This window comes from Maridesulfovibrio sp., from assembly GCF_963666665.1.
Taxonomy (GTDB): domain Bacteria; phylum Desulfobacterota; class Desulfovibrionia; order Desulfovibrionales; family Desulfovibrionaceae; genus Maridesulfovibrio.
In genome coordinates this window covers 3,198,804-3,216,814 of record NZ_OY762999.1, presented here as the reverse complement: position 1 = coordinate 3,216,814, position 18,011 = coordinate 3,198,804, and the positions used below count along the sequence as shown (strand labels likewise).

17 protein-coding genes are annotated in these 18,011 nt (G+C 47.6%); 7 read left to right on the top strand and 10 right to left on the bottom strand.

Annotation, left to right across the window (positions count from 1 at the left end; translation table 11 throughout):
- Positions 1 to 5: 5 nt before the first annotated feature.
- Positions 6 to 773 carry a Fic family protein gene (locus tag ACKU40_RS14765; RefSeq protein WP_320173560.1) on the top strand — a complete coding sequence of 256 codons (768 nt, stop codon included), beginning with the start codon at positions 6 to 8 and terminating at the stop codon, positions 771 to 773.
- Positions 774 to 952: 179 nt separating this feature from the next.
- On the top strand, positions 953 to 2,776 hold the full coding sequence (locus ACKU40_RS14760) for a hypothetical protein (RefSeq protein ID WP_320173559.1): 1,824 nt from the start codon (positions 953 to 955) through the stop codon (positions 2,774 to 2,776).
- A gap of 72 nt (positions 2,777 to 2,848) precedes the next feature.
- Here ACKU40_RS14760 and ACKU40_RS14755 read toward each other — a convergent pair whose 3' ends face one another.
- Positions 2,849 to 3,784 carry a tRNA (adenine-N1)-methyltransferase gene (locus ACKU40_RS14755; RefSeq protein WP_320173558.1) on the bottom strand — a complete coding sequence of 312 codons (936 nt, stop codon included), beginning with the start codon at positions 3,782 to 3,784 and terminating at the stop codon, positions 2,849 to 2,851.
- Positions 3,785 to 4,110: 326 nt separating this feature from the next.
- Here ACKU40_RS14755 and ACKU40_RS14750 point away from each other — a divergent pair, with 326 nt between their 5' ends.
- The 5 genes from ACKU40_RS14750 to hemW all read left to right on the top strand — a co-directional run bounded on the left by ACKU40_RS14750 (position 4,111) and on the right by hemW (position 9,382).
- Positions 4,111 to 5,097 (top strand): radical SAM protein, encoded by a 987-nt coding sequence (locus tag ACKU40_RS14750; protein ID WP_320173557.1) that lies wholly within the window; start codon positions 4,111 to 4,113, stop codon positions 5,095 to 5,097.
- A gap of 51 nt (positions 5,098 to 5,148) precedes the next feature.
- Positions 5,149 to 6,621 (top strand): Rne/Rng family ribonuclease, encoded by a 1,473-nt coding sequence (locus ACKU40_RS14745; protein WP_320173556.1) that lies wholly within the window; start codon positions 5,149 to 5,151, stop codon positions 6,619 to 6,621.
- 54 nt (positions 6,622 to 6,675) lie between these two features.
- Positions 6,676 to 7,239: an epoxyqueuosine reductase QueH gene (locus ACKU40_RS14740; RefSeq protein ID WP_320173555.1), complete on the top strand. Its 564-nt coding sequence runs from the start codon at positions 6,676 to 6,678 to the stop codon at positions 7,237 to 7,239.
- A gap of 94 nt (positions 7,240 to 7,333) precedes the next feature.
- Positions 7,334 to 8,167, top strand: coding sequence for a universal stress protein (locus ACKU40_RS14735; RefSeq protein WP_320173554.1), 834 nt, complete (start codon positions 7,334 to 7,336; stop codon positions 8,165 to 8,167).
- Positions 8,168 to 8,185: 18 nt separating this feature from the next.
- Entirely contained in the window at positions 8,186 to 9,382 is a 1,197-nt protein-coding gene (gene hemW / locus ACKU40_RS14730) for a radical SAM family heme chaperone HemW (RefSeq protein ID WP_320173553.1), read from the top strand.
- A 7-nt stretch (positions 9,383 to 9,389) separates the two neighbouring features.
- On the opposite strand, the gene ACKU40_RS14725 is transcribed toward hemW, so the two are convergent.
- The 9 genes from ACKU40_RS14725 to hflK form a co-directional block, all read right to left on the bottom strand.
- Positions 9,390 to 10,481, bottom strand: coding sequence for a hypothetical protein (locus ACKU40_RS14725; RefSeq protein WP_320173552.1), 1,092 nt, complete (start codon positions 10,479 to 10,481; stop codon positions 9,390 to 9,392).
- A gap of 26 nt (positions 10,482 to 10,507) precedes the next feature.
- Positions 10,508 to 11,209 carry a caspase family protein gene (locus tag ACKU40_RS14720; RefSeq protein ID WP_320176388.1) on the bottom strand — a complete coding sequence of 234 codons (702 nt, stop codon included), beginning with the start codon at positions 11,207 to 11,209 and terminating at the stop codon, positions 10,508 to 10,510.
- Between the two features lie 26 nt (positions 11,210 to 11,235).
- The gene (locus ACKU40_RS14715) at positions 11,236 to 12,024 is read right to left on the bottom strand and encodes a tetratricopeptide repeat protein (protein WP_320173551.1); all 789 of its coding nucleotides are present in this window, start codon (positions 12,022 to 12,024) and stop codon (positions 11,236 to 11,238) included.
- A 19-nt stretch (positions 12,025 to 12,043) separates the two neighbouring features.
- The gene (locus ACKU40_RS14710; protein WP_320173550.1) at positions 12,044 to 12,820 is read right to left on the bottom strand and encodes a formylglycine-generating enzyme family protein; all 777 of its coding nucleotides are present in this window, start codon (positions 12,818 to 12,820) and stop codon (positions 12,044 to 12,046) included.
- 140 nt (positions 12,821 to 12,960) lie between these two features.
- On the bottom strand, positions 12,961 to 13,800 hold the full coding sequence (locus tag ACKU40_RS14705) for a formylglycine-generating enzyme family protein (RefSeq protein WP_320173549.1): 840 nt from the start codon (positions 13,798 to 13,800) through the stop codon (positions 12,961 to 12,963).
- 23 nt (positions 13,801 to 13,823) lie between these two features.
- Positions 13,824 to 14,618, bottom strand: a complete 795-nt coding sequence (locus ACKU40_RS14700; protein WP_320173548.1) for a formylglycine-generating enzyme family protein — start codon at positions 14,616 to 14,618, stop codon at positions 13,824 to 13,826.
- A 125-nt stretch (positions 14,619 to 14,743) separates the two neighbouring features.
- Positions 14,744 to 15,871, bottom strand: a complete 1,128-nt coding sequence (gene glf, locus ACKU40_RS14695) for a UDP-galactopyranose mutase (protein ID WP_320173547.1) — start codon at positions 15,869 to 15,871, stop codon at positions 14,744 to 14,746.
- A gap of 86 nt (positions 15,872 to 15,957) precedes the next feature.
- Positions 15,958 to 16,815, bottom strand: a complete 858-nt coding sequence (hflC, locus tag ACKU40_RS14690; RefSeq protein ID WP_320173546.1) for a protease modulator HflC — start codon at positions 16,813 to 16,815, stop codon at positions 15,958 to 15,960.
- 10 nt (positions 16,816 to 16,825) lie between these two features.
- Positions 16,826 to 17,929, bottom strand: a complete 1,104-nt coding sequence (gene hflK, locus ACKU40_RS14685; protein ID WP_320173545.1) for an FtsH protease activity modulator HflK — start codon at positions 17,927 to 17,929, stop codon at positions 16,826 to 16,828.
- Between the last annotated feature and the right edge of the window lie 82 nt (positions 17,930 to 18,011).

Sequence of the window (18,011 nt, the reverse complement as noted above, 5' to 3'; positions counted from 1 at the left end):
TTTCTATGACTGCTGATAATTATAAATCCGAATTCCTGACTGCGCTTTTGAGCGAAATTGATGAGCGCAAAGCAGAGCTTGATGCATGCCGCGATTCCGTCAGTCCTCAGATAGTGGAAGCGCTGAATATTGAATATACCTACGACAGTAACCGCATTGAGGGTAACACCCTGACTCTGCGTGAGACCGATCTCGTCATCAATAAGGGGCTGACCATCGGCGGAAAGTCCATGCAGGAGCACCTCGAAGCGGTCAACCATTACGAAGCTATTCAGTATGTTCGTGAATTAACCGCAGATTCTTCAAATTTTTCAGAGAAGGTCATTAAGGATATTCATGGCATTATCCTGCAAGGCATAGATCGCGAAAACGCAGGCAGGTACCGCAGTGTTCCAGTTGCTATTTCCGGTAGTCGACATATTCCCCCGCAGCCGTGGCAGGTTCCTATCCTTATGGAGCAGATGGTTGCATGGTATGTTGAGAATGAACCTGTTCTGCATCCTGTTGTGCTTGCTGCGGAAGTGCATGAGCGTATCGCTACCATCCACCCATTCATTGACGGCAATGGGCGAACCGCACGCTTAGTCATGAACTTGATTCTGATGCAGCGCGGCTATCTGGTCGTTAACATCGCCGGGGATACTGAGAGTCGTCTGGCTTATTACAATGCCTTGGAGAAGCGTAATCTTGAGGATGACAAGATTGAATTTATTGAGTTGATTGCTGGGTATGTTTTGAAGAGTTTGTGTGGGGTTTTGGAGCGGGTGAGATAAATATTTATAAGGTCTTTCTTTTGTTGGAGATTTGAAAAGCCCCGTGCTCGTTTGAGTGCGGGGCTTTATCGTTTATCTTTGGAAGTTTAAAATTATAACTATCTATATTGCTTTTAGGTTGAGGGTTTTGCTATGAGTTTTTGATAAACAAAAATAAATATTCATATAGGGAGAGGGGTATGAAAGAGCTGTCAGTATCAAAATGGGAAAATCTCGCACAAGCAGAAGGAATGCTTTTTTTTGCGCAAGCTGTATGCGAACTGCTTGATGATTCCTCATTGGATTCATATAAAGCGCCAGCATTGAATCTGCATTTAAGTTTGTTCGAGCTTAGAACTCTTATTAAATATTATTGTAATGGGCGCATTAAAAAAGGAGTTTTAAATTTTTCGATTAATGAATGTAAAAATCATGTAAAGAATACCCTGATTTTTGGCCATAGTTTCTTAGGTAAGGTTAATCAGTATCTGACTGATATTGAGGCTACTTTATCGAAGCATGACGAGAATGTTAATCGTTCAAGATTGAAAAGTTTAAGTATTGCTGCTCGTACAGAGGTTGGGACTGTTTACTGGCAAAATTTAAAAGATAAATTATTAGATGCAGTAAAAGGCAATCGTGAAAAGAGTTCTATTTATGCACTGGCTGCTGATTTTGCAACAGAGGTGGGAAGGAGAGGTTTTTCTAGACAGTATGTTCTTGGAATAACTAAAAAGTTTTTTTTCAATGAAAGAACAGAGCCACTTCGGATTACAACATACGATCAGCTTATAGATTATTTACATTATTTTGATCAAAATAATCGTACGTGGAGCGTCTGTTTTAAGGCCTCTAGTTTACCTGAGAACTTACTCAGTTACTTAAAACCATTCGAGATCAAGCATGTTGAAGAGCGCCCTAAAGAATTTTATCGTGTGAAAAAATATACCGAGTTTATTAAGGGCAAAGGGCGAGATAGAGCTGTATATTGTGTGCAGAACGTTAAGGCTAAGGATCCGCATACAGCAAGAGATAGAGCTGAGGGCCATTTAAAGTTTTATGTAGATACTTGCCGTTTCCATAATCATGCAATTGAGTTCGAGATTCAAAATGATTCTTTTGTGTGTGATGTAGAGAATAAAAAATACTACAGGTTAAAACAAAGTAAGAAACCTATGGAGTGTGGGACTATTTTTAAACGGGCTGAGGGAGATGAAAGGTTAAAAACAACAATTGAAATTTTGCTAGGAAAGCATTTCTCAATAACAGCTGCGAGGGATTTTGCAAAAGTTTTAGACTTTCATCATGCAGCGATGATCAGTGCTAACGATGAAAATCAATTGTTAGATTTATGGGCAGCCCTTGAAGGTTTTCTCCCGTCACCTAACAGTGAATCTGACAGGATTGTTTGGTACACAGATTATATCATTCCTTCACTCGTTCTTAATTATAATGAGAAGATTTTTAGATGCCTAACGGATGATTTATGTAATGCTGGGACAAATGTGAATGAGTTTGTGCAGAGCTTGCCCATAGAGGGGAGCTCTTTTGTGAAGGTTGTTAATCTAGTTGTTGCGAGAGATTTTGATGATAAAAAAGAAGAACTTATTTCGTTGTTGGACTCTAATCCATTACTTAGGTATAGAGTTTATAGTCTAAATAAGAGCTATAAGAGTACAAAAAGAATTCGTAGAGTTATACGTGAGCATAGGCAAAAGTTAGAGTGGCATATAAGAAGAATATATACATTGCGTAATCATATTGCCCACAATGCATCCACGTTGCCATATCTTAGAAATTTGGTTGAAAACCTACATGATTATTTGGACACGTTGATAATCTCCGTAAGCTCAGTAGGCAAGCGGGTAAGAGTTTTTGATATACAAACAGCTCTTGAGGTGATTAAATCATCTGAAACAGAGTATATTAAGGGTCTGGAAGGTGAGCACAGGCTTACATATGAAGACTGTATTGATTACATGTTTGGGGCTAATAGTGTTTTAAGTCCATTTTATGATGAGTAATTCAAAAAAAGCCGGGCCTCCCAACGGAGACCCGGCTTTCATCATAACATTTTCAACTATCCACAACTGAACTTATTCAGCCTTCTCCTCATTGGATTCAGGCTTAGCTTCTTCAGATGCTTCGGTAGCTTCAGGAACGTCTTTCTTGGCGTGAATCATGTCTTTTCTATCTACATGATACTTATCAGCAGCGGGTTTGCCGCGATTCTCACGCTTTTTCTTGGGCGGCTCTACACTCATTTCGCAGCCTGCCATGTTGCGGGCGAAGACGAGGTATCCGGTGTGCGCTACCATGCGGTCTTCGGGGCGGAGGCGTTCTGCGACGGGCTTGTAGTGGCGAACGAGAATTTCGCATACTTCCTGCTCTTCAAAAGGCATGGTTTCCATGGCTTTGAGGAGGTCGCTGACCTGATTGGTGGTCGGCAGCAGGAAACCGCACATTGCGCCGGGGATTACTGCTTTGGGAATGTGGTGCAGGTAGTCCCAGGGGTTGGGTACGTCGAGGAAGAGGGCATCGCAATCGCTGGCGAGGAAGCCGTCTTCGATGTTCAGGTTGAACTGCTCAACGCGGTGCTCAAGTCCGGCCCATTCAAGGTTCTTGCGGACCAGCTTGTAAAATTCGGGGCGTTTTTCGTGGGTGTATACCTTGCCGGTATCACCAACGTAGTAGGCCAGAGCAGTGGTCAGGCCGCCGGAGCCGGAGCCTGATTCGACTACACGGGTGCCGGGACCGATGCCCAGTTTGAGCAGCAGGTAGCTGATCTCTTTGGGGTACATGATCTGGGTCTGGCGTTTGAGGCCCTTGATGATATCGTAAATGGTGGGTTTGAGGATCTGGTATTTGTTGCCCAAATGGGTTTCTACTACCTTTCCGTACCCGGCGGCGAGGATGTTGTCGGTGTACATCATGCCGTCATGTGTATGTATTTCTTCCCCGGCATTAAGTGTGCGCAGGTAGCGCTTGCCTTTGGGGTTTACGAGCAAAATTAGTTGTCCAGCTTCAAGCATTAGACTTCCTCCTGAATTGGTCTATGGCCCGATTACGGATGAAACCGCACAAAGTCAATATTTAATGCATTCAGAGGGCGGATAAAGCACCGTTTGCAGTGATGTATATACCGCTTGAGTTTTTTGACATTTAAGAATAAATGCTTAACTACCACATTGAATGAAATTTACCTTCGCGCAGCTATTTTTACACATCTCCCTCAAAAATCACAGTTGGAATTAAGAGGCTCGTTTGTTACGTTGACAACGGCGAAGTCTTTTTGATGAGAAAAAAGTGCGAAGCGCATCAAATTTAATTGATTTTTTTGCTTCTTGATGAGGCCGTTATGGGTTATAGATATGTCTTCGGGCCGGTTTTTTCCGGCAGGATAGGTCGTTCACTGGGGCTGGATCTGCTTGGACGCAGGGTCTGCTCTATGGATTGTGTGTATTGTGAAGTGGGCAAGACTGATCTGCTCACCAGTGAACGTGATGTTTATGTGCCCGCGGCTGAGATTCTTAGTGAATTGGAAAATTGGAAGCAGGAGGGGCATCAGCCGCCTGAGTTTATTACCCTTGGGGGACTAGGGGAACCGACCCTCAACTCTGAAATGCCCGAAGTGATTCGCGGCATAAAAAAACTTTTCCCGTCAATGCCTGTGGCCGTGCTGACAAACGCGACCGCCATGACGGACCCCGAAGTGAGAAAGGAACTGCTGGAAGCCGATGTGGTGCTTCCTTCCATGGATTCCCTTGTTGCTTCGGAATTCAGGGCCATAAACAGGCCGTGCAAAGGGACTGACCCTACGGCAATTGCCAAAGCCTTGATCGAATTCCGCAAGGAGTTCAATGGTAAGATTTTTCTGGAAGTGCTCCTTTCACGGGGATACAACGATTCGGACGAAAACCTCTCTTTGATGAAAGATTTCTGTTCCGAGCTTGCCCCGGACCGCATTGATGTGGTCACACTTTCGCGTCCCGGTACTCTGGAGAAGGCCGGTCCGGTTGATTCCGAGACCCTAGGCCGCTGGAAAAAGGTTCTTGATGCCGCGCCCTGTAAAGACAGGGATTGCGGACCGGATACCGGCGCAAAGAAAAGGAGCGGTGATGAGACCATTGCCCATGTGCAGGGCGAAGGCTCCCACGCATTTGACCGGATTCAGGCTTCTATCATGCGCAGGCCGCAGACAGCGCAACAGCTCGCCGGAGCACTTGATATCCCCTTGAAAAGGGTGGAACAGGTTCTGGAAGAACTGGAAAAAAGCGGCAGACTGCACGTCAGGCAAACTGGAAATGATATCTATTACGATTGCAGGCTTGACGAAGAATCATGACTTTAGCTGCTGAGTCCGGGGAAAATTTAAAAACTTTTCTTTGGATTAAAAATGACAGGTAAAAAGCAGAAGAAAAAAGAAAAAATGTTTATCAGTGTTCTTCCCGGTGAACAGGTGGAAGTTGCGCTGACTCAGGAAGGTCAGGTCATCGAGTATTACGTAGAAATGCTCCATCAGATCAAGACCAAAGGTAACATCTACAAAGGTTACATTCATAACATCGATGCCGCTTTGCAGGCGGCTTTCATCAACTACGGAGCCGAACGTAACGGCTTTTTGCAGGTTGATGAGGTGCATCCCGAATACTATCAGGGTGCCTACAAGCTCAAGAAAGGCCATCGTTACCCCCTGCTCCAGAAGGTTCTCAAGCCGGGACAGGAGATTTTCGTTCAGGTAGTGAAAGAACCTACCGGCAAGAAGGGTGCTTTCCTTTCCTCTTATCTTTCCATTCCGGGTCGCTATTTCGTACTTACCCCCGGACGTGAACAGATCGGTATTTCCCGCAAGATTGAAGACGAGAAAGAACGCGAAAGGCTCAAGGAAGTTATCGACGAGGTCAACCCCGGAGCCGGGGTGGGCGTTATCGTACGTACCGCCAGTAAGGGGCAGAGCAAATCCGCCCTGCGCCGTGATTTCAAGTTCCTGACCCGTCTCTGGAATGACATCCGTGAGAAAGGACAGGACGCCAAGCCGCCGTCCCTCGTTTATGAAGAAATGGGATTGGCTGCTCGTGCTGTTCGCGATTACTTGTCTTCCGACGTTGTGGAAATCTGGGTTGATGATCAGGAGACCCTTGAACAGGTCAAGAAGCTGGCAACTCTTTCTTTTCCGCGTCGTGCCAATCTGGTTAAGCTCCATTCCGATACCGATAAATCCCTCTGGGAACGGTTCAATCTGGTTAAGCAGATCGAGCAGATTTATGGTCGCGAGGTCAACCTGCCTTCCGGTGGACGTCTTGTGTTCGACCAGACCGAGGCTTTGACCGCAATCGACATCAACTCCGGCAAAATCGGTGGCGAGCGCAATTTCAAGGAAATGGCTCTCAAGACCAATAAGGAAAGTGCCGATATGATCGCCCGTCAGCTCAAGTTGCGTGACCTCGGCGGTCAGGTTGTTATCGACTTCATTGAGATGAAGGACCCCAAGCATTGCCGCGAGGTGGAAAAGACCATGCGTGCAGCGCTTAAGGGCGACCGTGCCCGTACTGATGTGGGCCGTATTTCCCGTTTCGGGCTTATGGAGCTGGTTCGCCAGCGTCTGGGATCATCCGCCATTGCGGTTTCCACTGAAGCCTGTCCCTGTTGTGAGGGAACCGGCATTCGCCGTAACATGGAATGGCAGGCCATGCAGGCCCTAAAAGATGTTTACCGCATGCTTCGCAAACCTAATTGTGAATCCCCGCTGGTCTACGACGCCGAGGAAGAGCTGGCTCTCTACCTGCTCAACCACAAGCGCGATGCAATTATCCAGTACGAAAAGATGTTTGATACCAAGATCAACATCGAAATCCAGTGGAATGAATAACTAATAAATTAGAGGGGGAGTGTTAAAGCACTCCCCCTCTAATAATTTAATAATATGTCCTCCAAAAGAATACTTCTTCATGCCTGTTGCGGTCCATGCTCCATCACTACAATTGATGCTTTGCGTGATCAGGGCTTTGAAGTCTCCGCATTTTTCTACAATCCCAATATCCACCCCTTGCAGGAATATCTGCGCCGCCGGGAAGGTTTTCTTGAAGTCTGTGAAAAGATGAATGTGAAGGTCATCGGCAGGCTGGATGAGTACGATTCCAAGAAATGGTTCCGCAACGCTGCTTTCCGCGAAGCCAATCGTTGCTTTCATTGTTATGCGGACCGTCTGGAGCGGACTTTTTCCCTTGCCAAGCGCGGCGGATTTGATTTTTACACCACCACCTTGCTCTATAGTAAATTCCAGCAGCATGAACGCATTGCCGAACTCGGAAAGGATATGGCCGGGAAAAGTCAATGCGAATTCTATTACTATGATTTCCGTGAAGGCTGGAAAGAAGGCATTGAACGCTCCAAAGACATGGGTATCTACCGCCAGCAGTATTGCGGATGTTTGTTCAGTGAAAACGAGCGTTATGAGAATGAGTTGAAAAAAACTAGCTTGTTTTAATGCTTCTCTATGGTTATTCTGTTTTAAGTGATTGTATTCGAAAGTAGTGCTACTGCTTTTTCCTATATTTCGACAGCAACAGAATGAGGTAAACATGGAAAAGCATCTTCTGGTTTGTGTCCGTGCGGATTCTACGGCTTCATATGCAGTCAGATTTATAAAGAATTTTTTCCACTCTCCTTGCGATGTACGTATGACGCTCTTTCATGTTGCCCCGCCGAAGAGTTCATGGAGTAAAGGATTGCGGGCAAAGGGCCATAGGCTGCTGGAAGAAACACGGCAGTGGTTTATTGATCACAATTTTTGCGAGGAGCACCAGATTGAGGTCAAGAGCTTCCATTCACGGGGAAATACAGCCCGTGAAATAGTGCAGGAAGGTCATAAAGGCATGTATGATGCGGTTGCTCTTGGTCGTCAGGTCCAGTCTGTCCTTGAAGAATTTTTCGATTACAGCGTTGGAAACAGGGTTATTTGGGAAGAGATTGACTTTCCGCTCTGGTTTTGCAAATGCCCACAGGAGATTCCTGGTAAGGATGTGTTGCTTTGCGTGGATGAGGATGCTCCTTCACAGAGGATTGCGGACCACGTTGGGTTCATGCTTGGGGATAACCCCAACCATGAAATCACCATGTTTCATGTCCATGATTCAAAGGAAAAGGGTGCGACAACTTCGGAAGATATTTTTGAGATTACCCGTGAACATCTTGAAGGTAACGGTGTCGCTCCGGAGCGTATTAAAGAGCTTGTTGTGGACGGTGATGATGTTGCCAAGGCTGTTCTGGCGCAGGTCGCTAAGAAACCTTATGCCGTTGTTGCTGTAGGTCGAGGCGAGCATGACAAGACTGCAAGAGAAAAACTTTTTCCCCGTTCACTCAGTGTGAAGCTTCTTCATGATTTGGAAGGAGCATCTTTGTGGATCAGCAGATAATGATAAGGATTTTAGTTGATGGGACTGACTCCCGCTTTTTTTAATGCCCCGCTGCTGCGTGGAGACGGCAGTGAGGCCAGAATCCTTCTGGTCTACATTCACGTGCCTTTCTGCAAACGCAAATGTAACTATTGCGCCTTTCATTCTCAGCCTTTTGAACAGGTCGGTTTTGCATGGTATATGAAGACCCTACTTTCCGAGATTGAACTCTGGGGCAAACGGCTTAAGAATCCACGCATCGGCACGGTCTATTTCGGGGGCGGTACTCCCAGCCTGATCCCTCCGTTTCAGCTTGAGCTGATCATGGATGCCTTGCGCAAGCATTTCAGCTTTACCAAGGGCATGGAAATCACCCTTGAAGCGAATCCAGATTCCGCCAATGATCTTTCATATTTCAAGGCCCTTTACGATATGGGCATCAACCGGCTCAGCCTCGGCTTTCAGTCACTTGATGACCGTAACCTAGAGATTCTCGGCCGTCCGCATTCCGCAAGGCAGGCAGCGGATTCATACTACATGGCCCGCAAGGCCGGGTTCGGTAATATCAGCATCGACCTGATCTGGGGGTTGCCGCGCCAGAAGGTCAAGGATTGGAATAACGAGCTTAAGGCCGTGGTTCAGCTTAAGCCGGAACATATGTCCTGTTACGGGCTGTCCATTGAGCCGGAAACCCCCTTTGGCAAACGTGCTGAAGCTCTGGAGATGGAACTCCCTCCTGACGGGGAGCAGGCCCGTATGTTCATTTACGGTGCCGAATATCTGGAAGCCATGGGGTATATTCAGTACGAGATTTCAAATTTTGCACGTATGGGTTTCATTTCCCGCCATAACCAAGGATATTGGGACCGTCTTGATTACCTTGGCCTTGGGCCTTCTGCTGTGTCCACAATAGGAAACCGCAGGTTCACCAATCCGCGCTATCTTGATGAGTATGACGCCGCAGTGCGCGGCGGATTTCTGGGAGAGGATTTCGAGGAACTCACCGATGAAATCAAGGCTCAGGAATTGATTATGCTTTGCCTGCGTACATCAAAAGGTCTTAAGCTTTCTGACTATACGGAACTTACCGGGCGCGACCTGACCAAGGAAAAAGCTTCCATCATCAGTGCCCTGCATAAGAACGGTCTGGTGCGTATGAGTTCAGGATTCCTGCGGTTGACCAAGAACGGCATGCTGGTTTCCAATTCTATCTTGGAGTCCCTTGTGTTTAGTTAGGGATAATTCAAGGCTCAATCCAGAATTCAATGTCTTCGGACCACCATGCGTTGTCCGGCAGGGAAGACAGGGCGTCAATGAAGCTGCTTAAGTTGCCGGAATCAAGCCAGTAATAACCGTCCTCTTCTTTAAGTGATTCACTAAGGTCCATGCTTACGGATGAATCAATTCCGATTATTTTGAAGAGCATACGCCCAAAAGGTTCTTCCACTTTGTAGGAGCTTACTCCCTGCGTGATGATTGCCGGGAAGAAGCAGGTCTTGTTCTTGGGGAATATTTGAACATCCATTAACGGGATTGGGTAGAGCAGGACGGCCTGCCCATGTTCTGCTGCAGGATCGTAGTTGAGGATGTATAGTTTCGAATTCATGGGTGGCCTGACCGAAAAGCCCATTTCGTCTCCGGGATTGAAGATCGGCATCATGCCTTGTTTAAAATTGATTCTGTTCCCGCCAGCCAGTTTGAAAAGTTTTACCTGTGACTGCTGACCTGATTTTCGGAGATTTTCCCTGCCGGTTAAAATTGCCGTGATATCTTCAACCTCACGGGCAAAATCTGTAGCCGGTTTTCTGGTCCGGGCCAGTTGCTTGATTTCATCTTCCGCCCTGCGGGTAACGGTTGCAGAAGCGATTGTGTTTCCGTTGACCGGATCAACTGCCTTTGCGGTAATACTCAGTTTTTTGCCACTGAGCACATAACTTCCCAGAATCAACACATCCGCACTCAGGTGCTTGCGCATCCATTCGTTGTAGTCCACGTAATATTCTTTGTGTTCACTCATTTCATTGTGCATGCGGGCCAGTTCCAACCGTTCTACAACAGTCCAAGTCCGCTCTTCATCCTTGACCAAGGCAAGGCCTACATATTCGGCAATTCTTTTCCCGAGTATGGAAGGCGCGAAGTTGTCGCGGGGTTCGAACTCAAGTACTCCGATTCTTTTGCCGTTCAGCAGATTGTTCTCTGCCAACTCTTCGGCAAGAGTCTCTCCTGCACGCTCAAGGTTGGACATTCCGTCAAAGAGCGAGCGTGCTTGTGCTGTTCCGCAGGAGAATGCCAGAAACAACAGCAGACAGCATAGTACAACTGTGTATCTCATCATCCTGTTATCTGTTCTCGGATGGTTCATTATTTGACCTTGCTCAGCTTGATTTTTTTGTCGCTGGTGATTTTGGGGTCCTGCTCAAGGTCAAGGGCGTTCAGCTTTGCCTTTGCGTAACTGAAGGCCTCTATCGTGTCGACCCAGCCGTCATTATTGCTGTCTGCGGGGCCCATCATGCCTTGCAGGAAAAAGAAACTGAATGCGCCCTGTCTGCCGGGGGCGTACTCTTCTGCTGGTCGGTCTGCTGCCGAGGCGGTGATAAATTGTTTCTTGCCCGAAAGCAGTTCCTTTTTTACCTGCGGTTTGATGAGTTTCATGCCTGATGCGGATTTTCCGGAACCGGAAAAACAGGCATCAATGATAGTCAGGATGTTCTTGTTTTTAATTTTGGAAAAACGTTTGTCCAGTTCCGCAAGGGATATTGCGGTCCGGGTGTTCAGGCTGTCCAAGTGTGCTTCGTAGGGAATGAGCAGGCCGTCCTTGATGGTGGTCTTGTCCGCAGCCAGCAGCGGGGAACCGTGCCCGGAGAAATAGAAAATAATTTTGGCTCCGGGATTCAGTCTTGCTTTGCGCTCCAGCCAGTCCAGACTGTTGAGCATGTTGCCGAGTGTGGCTTCGCGGTCCAGCAGTAGCTTGATGTGGGCCTGATCATTATTGAAACCGCACATGCGGGTCAGCATGCGTTGCATCTGCTTTGCGTCATTGGCGGCGAAGCGCGGACCATTTATGGTCTGGTATTTGTGAATACCGACAATTACTGCAAAAGACTTATTGTTAGGCTTGGCTGGGTTTTGCTGATTTGTAGAACTTCACTTTCTCCGGTAGCCGCCTGCATGGTTTCGGCGTTAAAAGCGCTGTCCGGCAGGGGCTTGGGAACGGGAATGTCTACTGAGTCATCCCACATGGCCAGAATCATTTTATCTTTGGCTTGATCAATGATTTTTGAGTCGGGATAAACGGAACTCAATCGGACGATATTTCCGGTTGCTGCTTCCCTGTTTCCGGCCCGGAACTGTTGCCATTGTTTTTCCACAAGGAACTCTGCGGCCTGATCAAGGTCTTTGCGGTCCAGTAGTTTGGAATTGCTCTCGGCAAAGGCCATGGCTTCCTCATATTTGCCTTGCCGGAAAAGGATGGCCAGTTTTAGCTGGGTGGCACCCTTTGTTTCACCCATGACTCTGGCCCAATCCAAGGCTTCTTCATTCTTGCCGAGTTTATAAGCCAACCAGCCGAGATTCTGGACCAATTTCTTGTTGGAGTGTTTCTTTTTATATAGATCGGACCAGATGGCATAAGCCTTGTCCGGTCTCTTGTAGCGGTAGTAGGCCAAGCCCAGATTATAGGCTATTTTCATGTCTTCGGGGCACCATTTATTGGCTTGCATGAGCCCGGCCAGCGATTTCTTGGGGTTTTTGTCGAATCCGTCTACAGCCTTGGCTGCAAATTCACGGGCGACAAGGCACATGTCCTTTTGGGCAAAAGCAAATGAGGACATAAGCATGAAAGCGGCGCATAAGATGATAATTGATGAAAATCTTTTCATAACTCCCCCGACTATACAATTAGTGCTCTTTTACAACCCTGAATCCGTCAAGGTCTTCTCCATCCCAGTCCTGAAATTTGTTTCGGTTGCCGCATCGGGCAAACTTCGGCTCGTTTATGAAGCTGCCTCCGCGGACAACCCGTTCATCACTTTTTCCTTTGTACAAAGGATTCTTGCGTCTGTGGTACGAGTATGCTTTGACATTGTACCAGTCTTCGCACCATTCCATGGCATTACCCAGCATGTCGTAGAGTCCGAACTGGTTGGGTTTAAATGTTCCTACCGGGGAGCTGGAAAAGTAATTATCTTCACAGGGAAAAACTTCCCTGCCCCGGTCGTATTCTTTCACGGCTGAACGGTCATTAATGTTGGCGTATTTGCAGGCCTCGGCTTCGGATTCGCCCCAGAAGAAGCGGGTATCTGTTCCTGCTCGGCAGGCATATTCCCATTCCGCTTCCGTAGGCAGGCGGAATTTTCCATATCCTTTACTTGAAAGCCATTGAGTGAATTTCTTGGCTTCAATAAAATTTACATAAACTGCCGGACGATCAGGGGTGCCTATGAGTTTTTCATCTTCTTCAAATGGGTACACTGTTTCAGGCTTGTACTTCCTGAATTGCCTATTGGTCACTTCATAACGGCCCATCCAGAAACCATCCACACAGACTTCGTGACTCGGTTTTTCATCCGCGTCCCCGTCTTTTTCAGAATCAGGGGTGCCCATCATGAAACAACCTTCAGGAATCCATACAAACTCCATCCCTGTGGTCGGTTCAGTCCAGATTTGCCTCGGCATGGGGGCTGCCTCCTGCAACGGTTCCCACCCTGTCTCAATGTTCTCAGATTCTGCCGCCATTAAGGGCAGCGTTGTCAGTAGGAGAAATGCAAAGGCTGCTATTGCTTGAATGACTATTTTCATGGATCATCTGCCTGTTCTTAAGGGCTGCGGACCAGCCGGAAGCCGTTGTAATATTCTATGGTATCATGTTTTTTTCCGGTTCTGAACGCAGAACGAAGATAGTTCGGGATACTGTACCAGCCACCGCCGCGAAGAATTCGTTTGGGGTTGTCGTTTTTTACGATCAGGGGATTCTTAGCCGGACCGGCTTGGTACCACTCATATGTATCCTCACACCATTCCCAGACATTACCGTGCATGTCATAGAGCCCGAAGTTATTAGGCTCGAAGGAGCCGACCGATTTAGTTCCCCCGTGCCAACTGGATGTGATCTGTTCGTAGGAATCCAGTCCCAGATAAACAGCCATATCCGTATTAAGCATGCTCCCGAATGAATAGGGAGTTGTTGTCCCTGCCCGACAGGCGTATTCCCATTCCGCTTCCGTGGGCAGTCTGAATGTTCCGACTCTCTTGGCATTCAATTTCCGGATGAATGTTTTGGCATCGTCCCAAGACACTTTTTCGACCGGGTCCATGGCTCCGTAATTGTAAAAGTGGGACGGGTTTTTATCCATGATGGTCATCCATTCTTCCTGCGTAACTTCATATTTTCCCATCCAGAATCCATCTACGCAGATTTTGCGCAGCGGACCTTCGTACTCCTTGCGCCCTTTTTCAGACTCCGGAGAGCCCATCATGAAACAGCCTGCCGGAACCCAGACAAATTCCATGCCTGTGAACGGCTCCATCCATTCTCTGCCGGGAGTTGCTGTAAAATCCATCCATTGCGCATCCAGTCCTATTTCATAAGCATGAGCATGTATGCTTATTGATAATGCGGCATAGAGCACGGCTATGGTCAGTATGACTTGTTTCATAATTTTCCCGCTTAAGGGTTTTATCAGGGACTGCGGACCAGCCGTAGCCCGGTTAGAATTTGTCGTTCATTTTGTTTATAGCCTCCTCTGAATGCTGAGCGCAGATATTCTGGACTGTTGAATCCGCTTCCGCCACGTACAACCCTGACGGGGTTGTCTGACTTGACTATCAGGGGATTTCTCGCTGGACCTGAGGGATACCATTCAAAAGTGTCCTCACACCATTCCCAGATATTTCCATGCATGTCATAGAGTCCGAATTTATTGGGACCCAATGTTCCAACGGCTTTAATCGATTCGCTGTCGATGGATGGCTTAATCTCATCTATATAATTTGCCTGATCTGTATTGATAGTGTCTCCGAAGGAATAGCGGGTAGTAGAGTCGGCTCGGCAGGCATATTCCCATTCCGCTTCAGTAGGCAGCCTGAATTTGCCCACACCCTTGGCATTTAGCTTTTGAATAAATTTCTGGGTGTCGTCCCATGAAACATTATCCATGGGATATTTCTCGAAGCCGGAAAAATAATAATAATCGGGATCCCGTCCCATGATGGTAACCCATTCTCCACGGGTTACTTCGTATTTACCCATCCAGAATCCATCCACACAGACCTTGCGCTGAGGACCTTCATGTTCCATGCGTCCTTTTTCCAATTCCGGCGAACCCATCATGAAACATCCTGCCGGAACCCAGACAAATTCCATGCCTGTGAACGGTTCCAGCCACTCAGCATTTACTCCTTTGTCAGAGGCGAGCGCATCAATGGTCATAAAAAGTGTCATCAGGACAGTTATGGTCAGTATGAATTGTTTCATTATTAACCCGCTTGATGGTTTGTATAAAAGTATACTTCATGCGGGCTCTTTTAGGAAGGATGATCAAATAAAAAGCCGCCAGTTTGGAACTGGCGGCTTTCTGTATGTCGCTTATGGTGATTTCTTCAGCTTAGTTCTCGGTCGCAAAATTCCAGTGCGGCCAGCACGGCTTTATCCATGTCGTAATATTTGTATTGTCCCAGCCTGCCTAGGAAGTGCACATTCTTAAGATTATCCGCTTCAGTCCTGTACAGTTCGTGCCGTTTGCGGTCTTCATCTGTATTGACCGGGTAGTATGGCTCTTCTCCCTGCTTCCATTTCATGGAGAATTCACGCGCGGTTACGGTTTTGCCGCTTTGATTCTCCCTTTCCGGGTGCAGGTGCTGGTATTCGTGGATGCGTGTGTAAGGTACCTCAATATCAGCGTAGTTCATGACTGCGGTGCCTTGATAATCTTGCACTTCCTCAATTCGGTATTCAAAGCGCAGGGAGCGCCATGTCAGTTCGCCATGGCAGTAGTCAAAAAATCTGTCCACCGGGCCGGTGTAGTAGATGGTGCAGTCTTCGGGAACAATCCGTTTCAGGTCGAAGAAGTTCGTATTCAGCTTGGTTTCAATCAGTTCATGGTCCAGCATGCGTTCGAACAGATTTGTATATCCGTCCCATGGAATACCCTGATAGCGGTCGGTAAAGTAGTCGCATTCATAGGTGTGCCGGAAAGGCAGTCGGGTGATGATTGAGGCGTCCAGTTCCTTAGGATCGCATTCCCATTGCTTGAGGGTATAGCCTTTGACGAAAGCCTCATAAAGTTCGCGTCCGATGAGGCTGATGGCCTTTTCTTCAAGGTTTTGCGGATTGGTGATGTTCTCTTCAGCGCTTTTGCTCTGGATAAAATCTTCCACTTCGTGCGGTTTCAAATTGATGCCGAAAAACGAATTAATGGTCTGAAGGTTGACCGGCATGTGGAAAGTGCGGCCTTGATAGGTGGTTACCACCTTATGTCTGTAACCGTTGAATTCAGTAAAACGGTTCAGGAAATCCCAGACACGCCGTTCCTTGGTATGGAAGATATGAGTACCGTAGCTGTGGAATTCAATGCCTGTTTCTGAATTGGTCTGGCTGTGGCAGTTGCCGCCGATGTGGTCGCGCTTGTCAATGACCAGCACCCGCTCGCCTAATTCCTCGGCAATGTGCCGTGCTACAGTACAGCCGGTAATCCCGGCACCAACGATAAGATGTTTGCAGTTTTCCATATGAAGTCTCCGGCAAAAAATTAAAGCCCGTAATATCTTTTAAGATACTACGGGCTTATTCTTCATGTGTCGAGCTTGCTAAGCAACTACTTCATGTACTTCAAGAACGGGTTGTCCTGTGAAAGGATCAGTCTGGTGTTCGTTTTGAGTCCTGCTTCATATGCTTCGAGGGACTTCTTGAATTCGTAGAATCTAGGGTCCTTGCCGAAGCTGTCAGCATATATTTTGGTTGCTTTACCTTCACCTTCACCGCGCATGATCTCTGCTTTGAGATTTGCGTCAGCTAAGGTAATTGCTCTTTCCTTGTCCGCCTGTGCAGTAATGCGGGCGGCTGCTTCGCTACCCTGTGAGCGGTACTGCTTGGCCATACGCTCACGTTCTGCGCGCATGCGTCCGTAAATAGCACGGGCGTTTTCAGGCGGCAGGTCGGTACGTTTGATACGAACATCAAGAACTTCTATACCGTACGTTTTGAGCAGGGCATTTGAAGTCTGGGTGACCTCTTCCATGATGGAAGTACGGTCACTGGAGATGATCTCGATCAGTGTGTAGCGGCCAAGGGCAACGCGGAGTTCCGCGTAGATAATATCATCCAGCCGTGCCTGAGCGCGTGGGATGGAACGCACGGTGCGGTAAAACAGCAAGGGATCGCTGATGCGCCACTTGGAGTAGTTGTCCACAACCATGTTTTTCTTGTCTTTGGTCAGAATTTCTGCCGGACGGGCATCATATTCCAGAAGACGTGAATCAAAGTAGATCACGTTCTGGACAAAGGGCAGCTTGAAATGCAGCCCCGGTCCCATGGGTCCGGATTTGGGCTTACCGAGCTGGAGCACTATGGCTTTCTCGGTCTGCTTTACTATGTATGCACTCTGCGCAATCCCCAGTACGGCAACAATAATCAGAATTGCCAGGGGAGCGGAACTTTTCTTGAGTAAACTCATGTCTTATCCCCTATTTTTTACCGGTTTGGATGGGAAGGGTGCTGCCGTCCAGAGAGAGGAACGGAAGAGCCTTCTTGGCCGAGTCATCGGAAAGAATGACTTTCTTGACTTCAGGATTGGACAGGATGTTCTGCATTGTTTCCAGATACAGACGCTTAACAGTAATGTCCTTGGCCTTCAGGTATTCCTTGTAGACAGCCATAAAACGTTTAGCCTGACCTTCAGCTTCACGTATCTTGGTTTCCTTGTACGCTTCTGCTTTGTTCAGGATAACCGCAGCCTGACCTCTTGCCTTGGGCAGGATGTCGTTGCGGTATGCTTCCGCTTCGTTGATGTAACGGCTCTTGTCCTCACGGGCGGATGCGACGTCCTTAAAGGCGTCTACAACCTCGTTCGGCGGATGCACGTTCTGCAACTGCACTGCCAGCACATTTACCCCGAGTTTGTAGCGGTCTACAATCTCCTGCAACAGGTTGCGGGTCTCGGTCTGAATCTGGAGCTTACCGGTAGTCAGGGCCAGTTCGATCTTGGTTTTACCGATGATCTCACGCATGGCCGCTTCGGCAGCATCCTGAATGGTTTTAGGCTGGTTGCTGACTTCAAAAAGGTAGTTCACCGGATCTTTGATCTGGTATTGCACGATGAATTGAACATCTACGATGTTTTCATCACCGGTCAGCATGAGGGATTCCTCAGGCACGTTGCGCGACTGGCCTTGGGTAAAGGATCGCGAAGAGCCATAGGAACGGAAGCCCACTTCCACACGTCTGATCTGTGTGACTTTGGGTTTCATGACCGATTCAATGGGAACCGGAAGATGGTAATGCGGACCCGGTGCAGTGGTTGTCACATACTTGCCGAATCTGGTTACCACACCGACTTCATCCGGTTCTACAATGTATACCCCGGAAAGAAACCAGAGCAGGATGATACCGATGATTATAAATTTGCCGCCCGGCAAGCCGGTTCCGCGGAGTTTCCTGATTGTGGAGTTGATATCGTCCACATTCGGCGGTTTCGGTGCTCCTCCTCCGCCTTTGTTCCTCTGCCGTTGTTCGGATAATTTGTCCCAGTCCCAGTTCATGTAAATTTGATAGGTGAGATAGACCGACATATCAAGGAAAATCGGATATGTTGGTCGGTATGTTAATGAAGTAATAGCCCCTGCACTAGGCCGAAGTTTCAGCGAGTGGTGA

Coding starts and splice junctions, on each gene's coding strand:
- ACKU40_RS14765 (WP_320173560.1), top strand. CDS start 6: ATGACTGCTGATAATTATAAATCCGAATTCCTGACTGCGCTTTTGAGC.
- ACKU40_RS14760 (WP_320173559.1), top strand. CDS start 953: ATGAAAGAGCTGTCAGTATCAAAATGGGAAAATCTCGCACAAGCAGAA.
- ACKU40_RS14755 (WP_320173558.1), bottom strand. CDS start 3,784: ATGCTTGAAGCTGGACAACTAATTTTGCTCGTAAACCCCAAAGGCAAG.
- ACKU40_RS14750 (WP_320173557.1), top strand. CDS start 4,111: ATGGGTTATAGATATGTCTTCGGGCCGGTTTTTTCCGGCAGGATAGGT.
- ACKU40_RS14745 (WP_320173556.1), top strand. CDS start 5,149: ATGACAGGTAAAAAGCAGAAGAAAAAAGAAAAAATGTTTATCAGTGTT.
- ACKU40_RS14740 (WP_320173555.1), top strand. CDS start 6,676: ATGTCCTCCAAAAGAATACTTCTTCATGCCTGTTGCGGTCCATGCTCC.
- ACKU40_RS14735 (WP_320173554.1), top strand. CDS start 7,334: ATGGAAAAGCATCTTCTGGTTTGTGTCCGTGCGGATTCTACGGCTTCA.
- hemW (WP_320173553.1), top strand. CDS start 8,186: ATGGGACTGACTCCCGCTTTTTTTAATGCCCCGCTGCTGCGTGGAGAC.
- ACKU40_RS14725 (WP_320173552.1), bottom strand. CDS start 10,481: ATGATGAGATACACAGTTGTACTATGCTGTCTGCTGTTGTTTCTGGCA.
- ACKU40_RS14715 (WP_320173551.1), bottom strand. CDS start 12,024: ATGAAAAGATTTTCATCAATTATCATCTTATGCGCCGCTTTCATGCTT.
- ACKU40_RS14710 (WP_320173550.1), bottom strand. CDS start 12,820: ATGCCGAGGCAAATCTGGACTGAACCGACCACAGGGATGGAGTTTGTA.
- ACKU40_RS14705 (WP_320173549.1), bottom strand. CDS start 13,800: ATGAAACAAGTCATACTGACCATAGCCGTGCTCTATGCCGCATTATCA.
- ACKU40_RS14700 (WP_320173548.1), bottom strand. CDS start 14,618: ATGAAACAATTCATACTGACCATAACTGTCCTGATGACACTTTTTATG.
- glf (WP_320173547.1), bottom strand. CDS start 15,871: ATGGAAAACTGCAAACATCTTATCGTTGGTGCCGGGATTACCGGCTGT.
- hflC (WP_320173546.1), bottom strand. CDS start 16,815: ATGAGTTTACTCAAGAAAAGTTCCGCTCCCCTGGCAATTCTGATTATT.
- hflK (WP_320173545.1), bottom strand. CDS start 17,929: ATGTCGGTCTATCTCACCTATCAAATTTACATGAACTGGGACTGGGAC.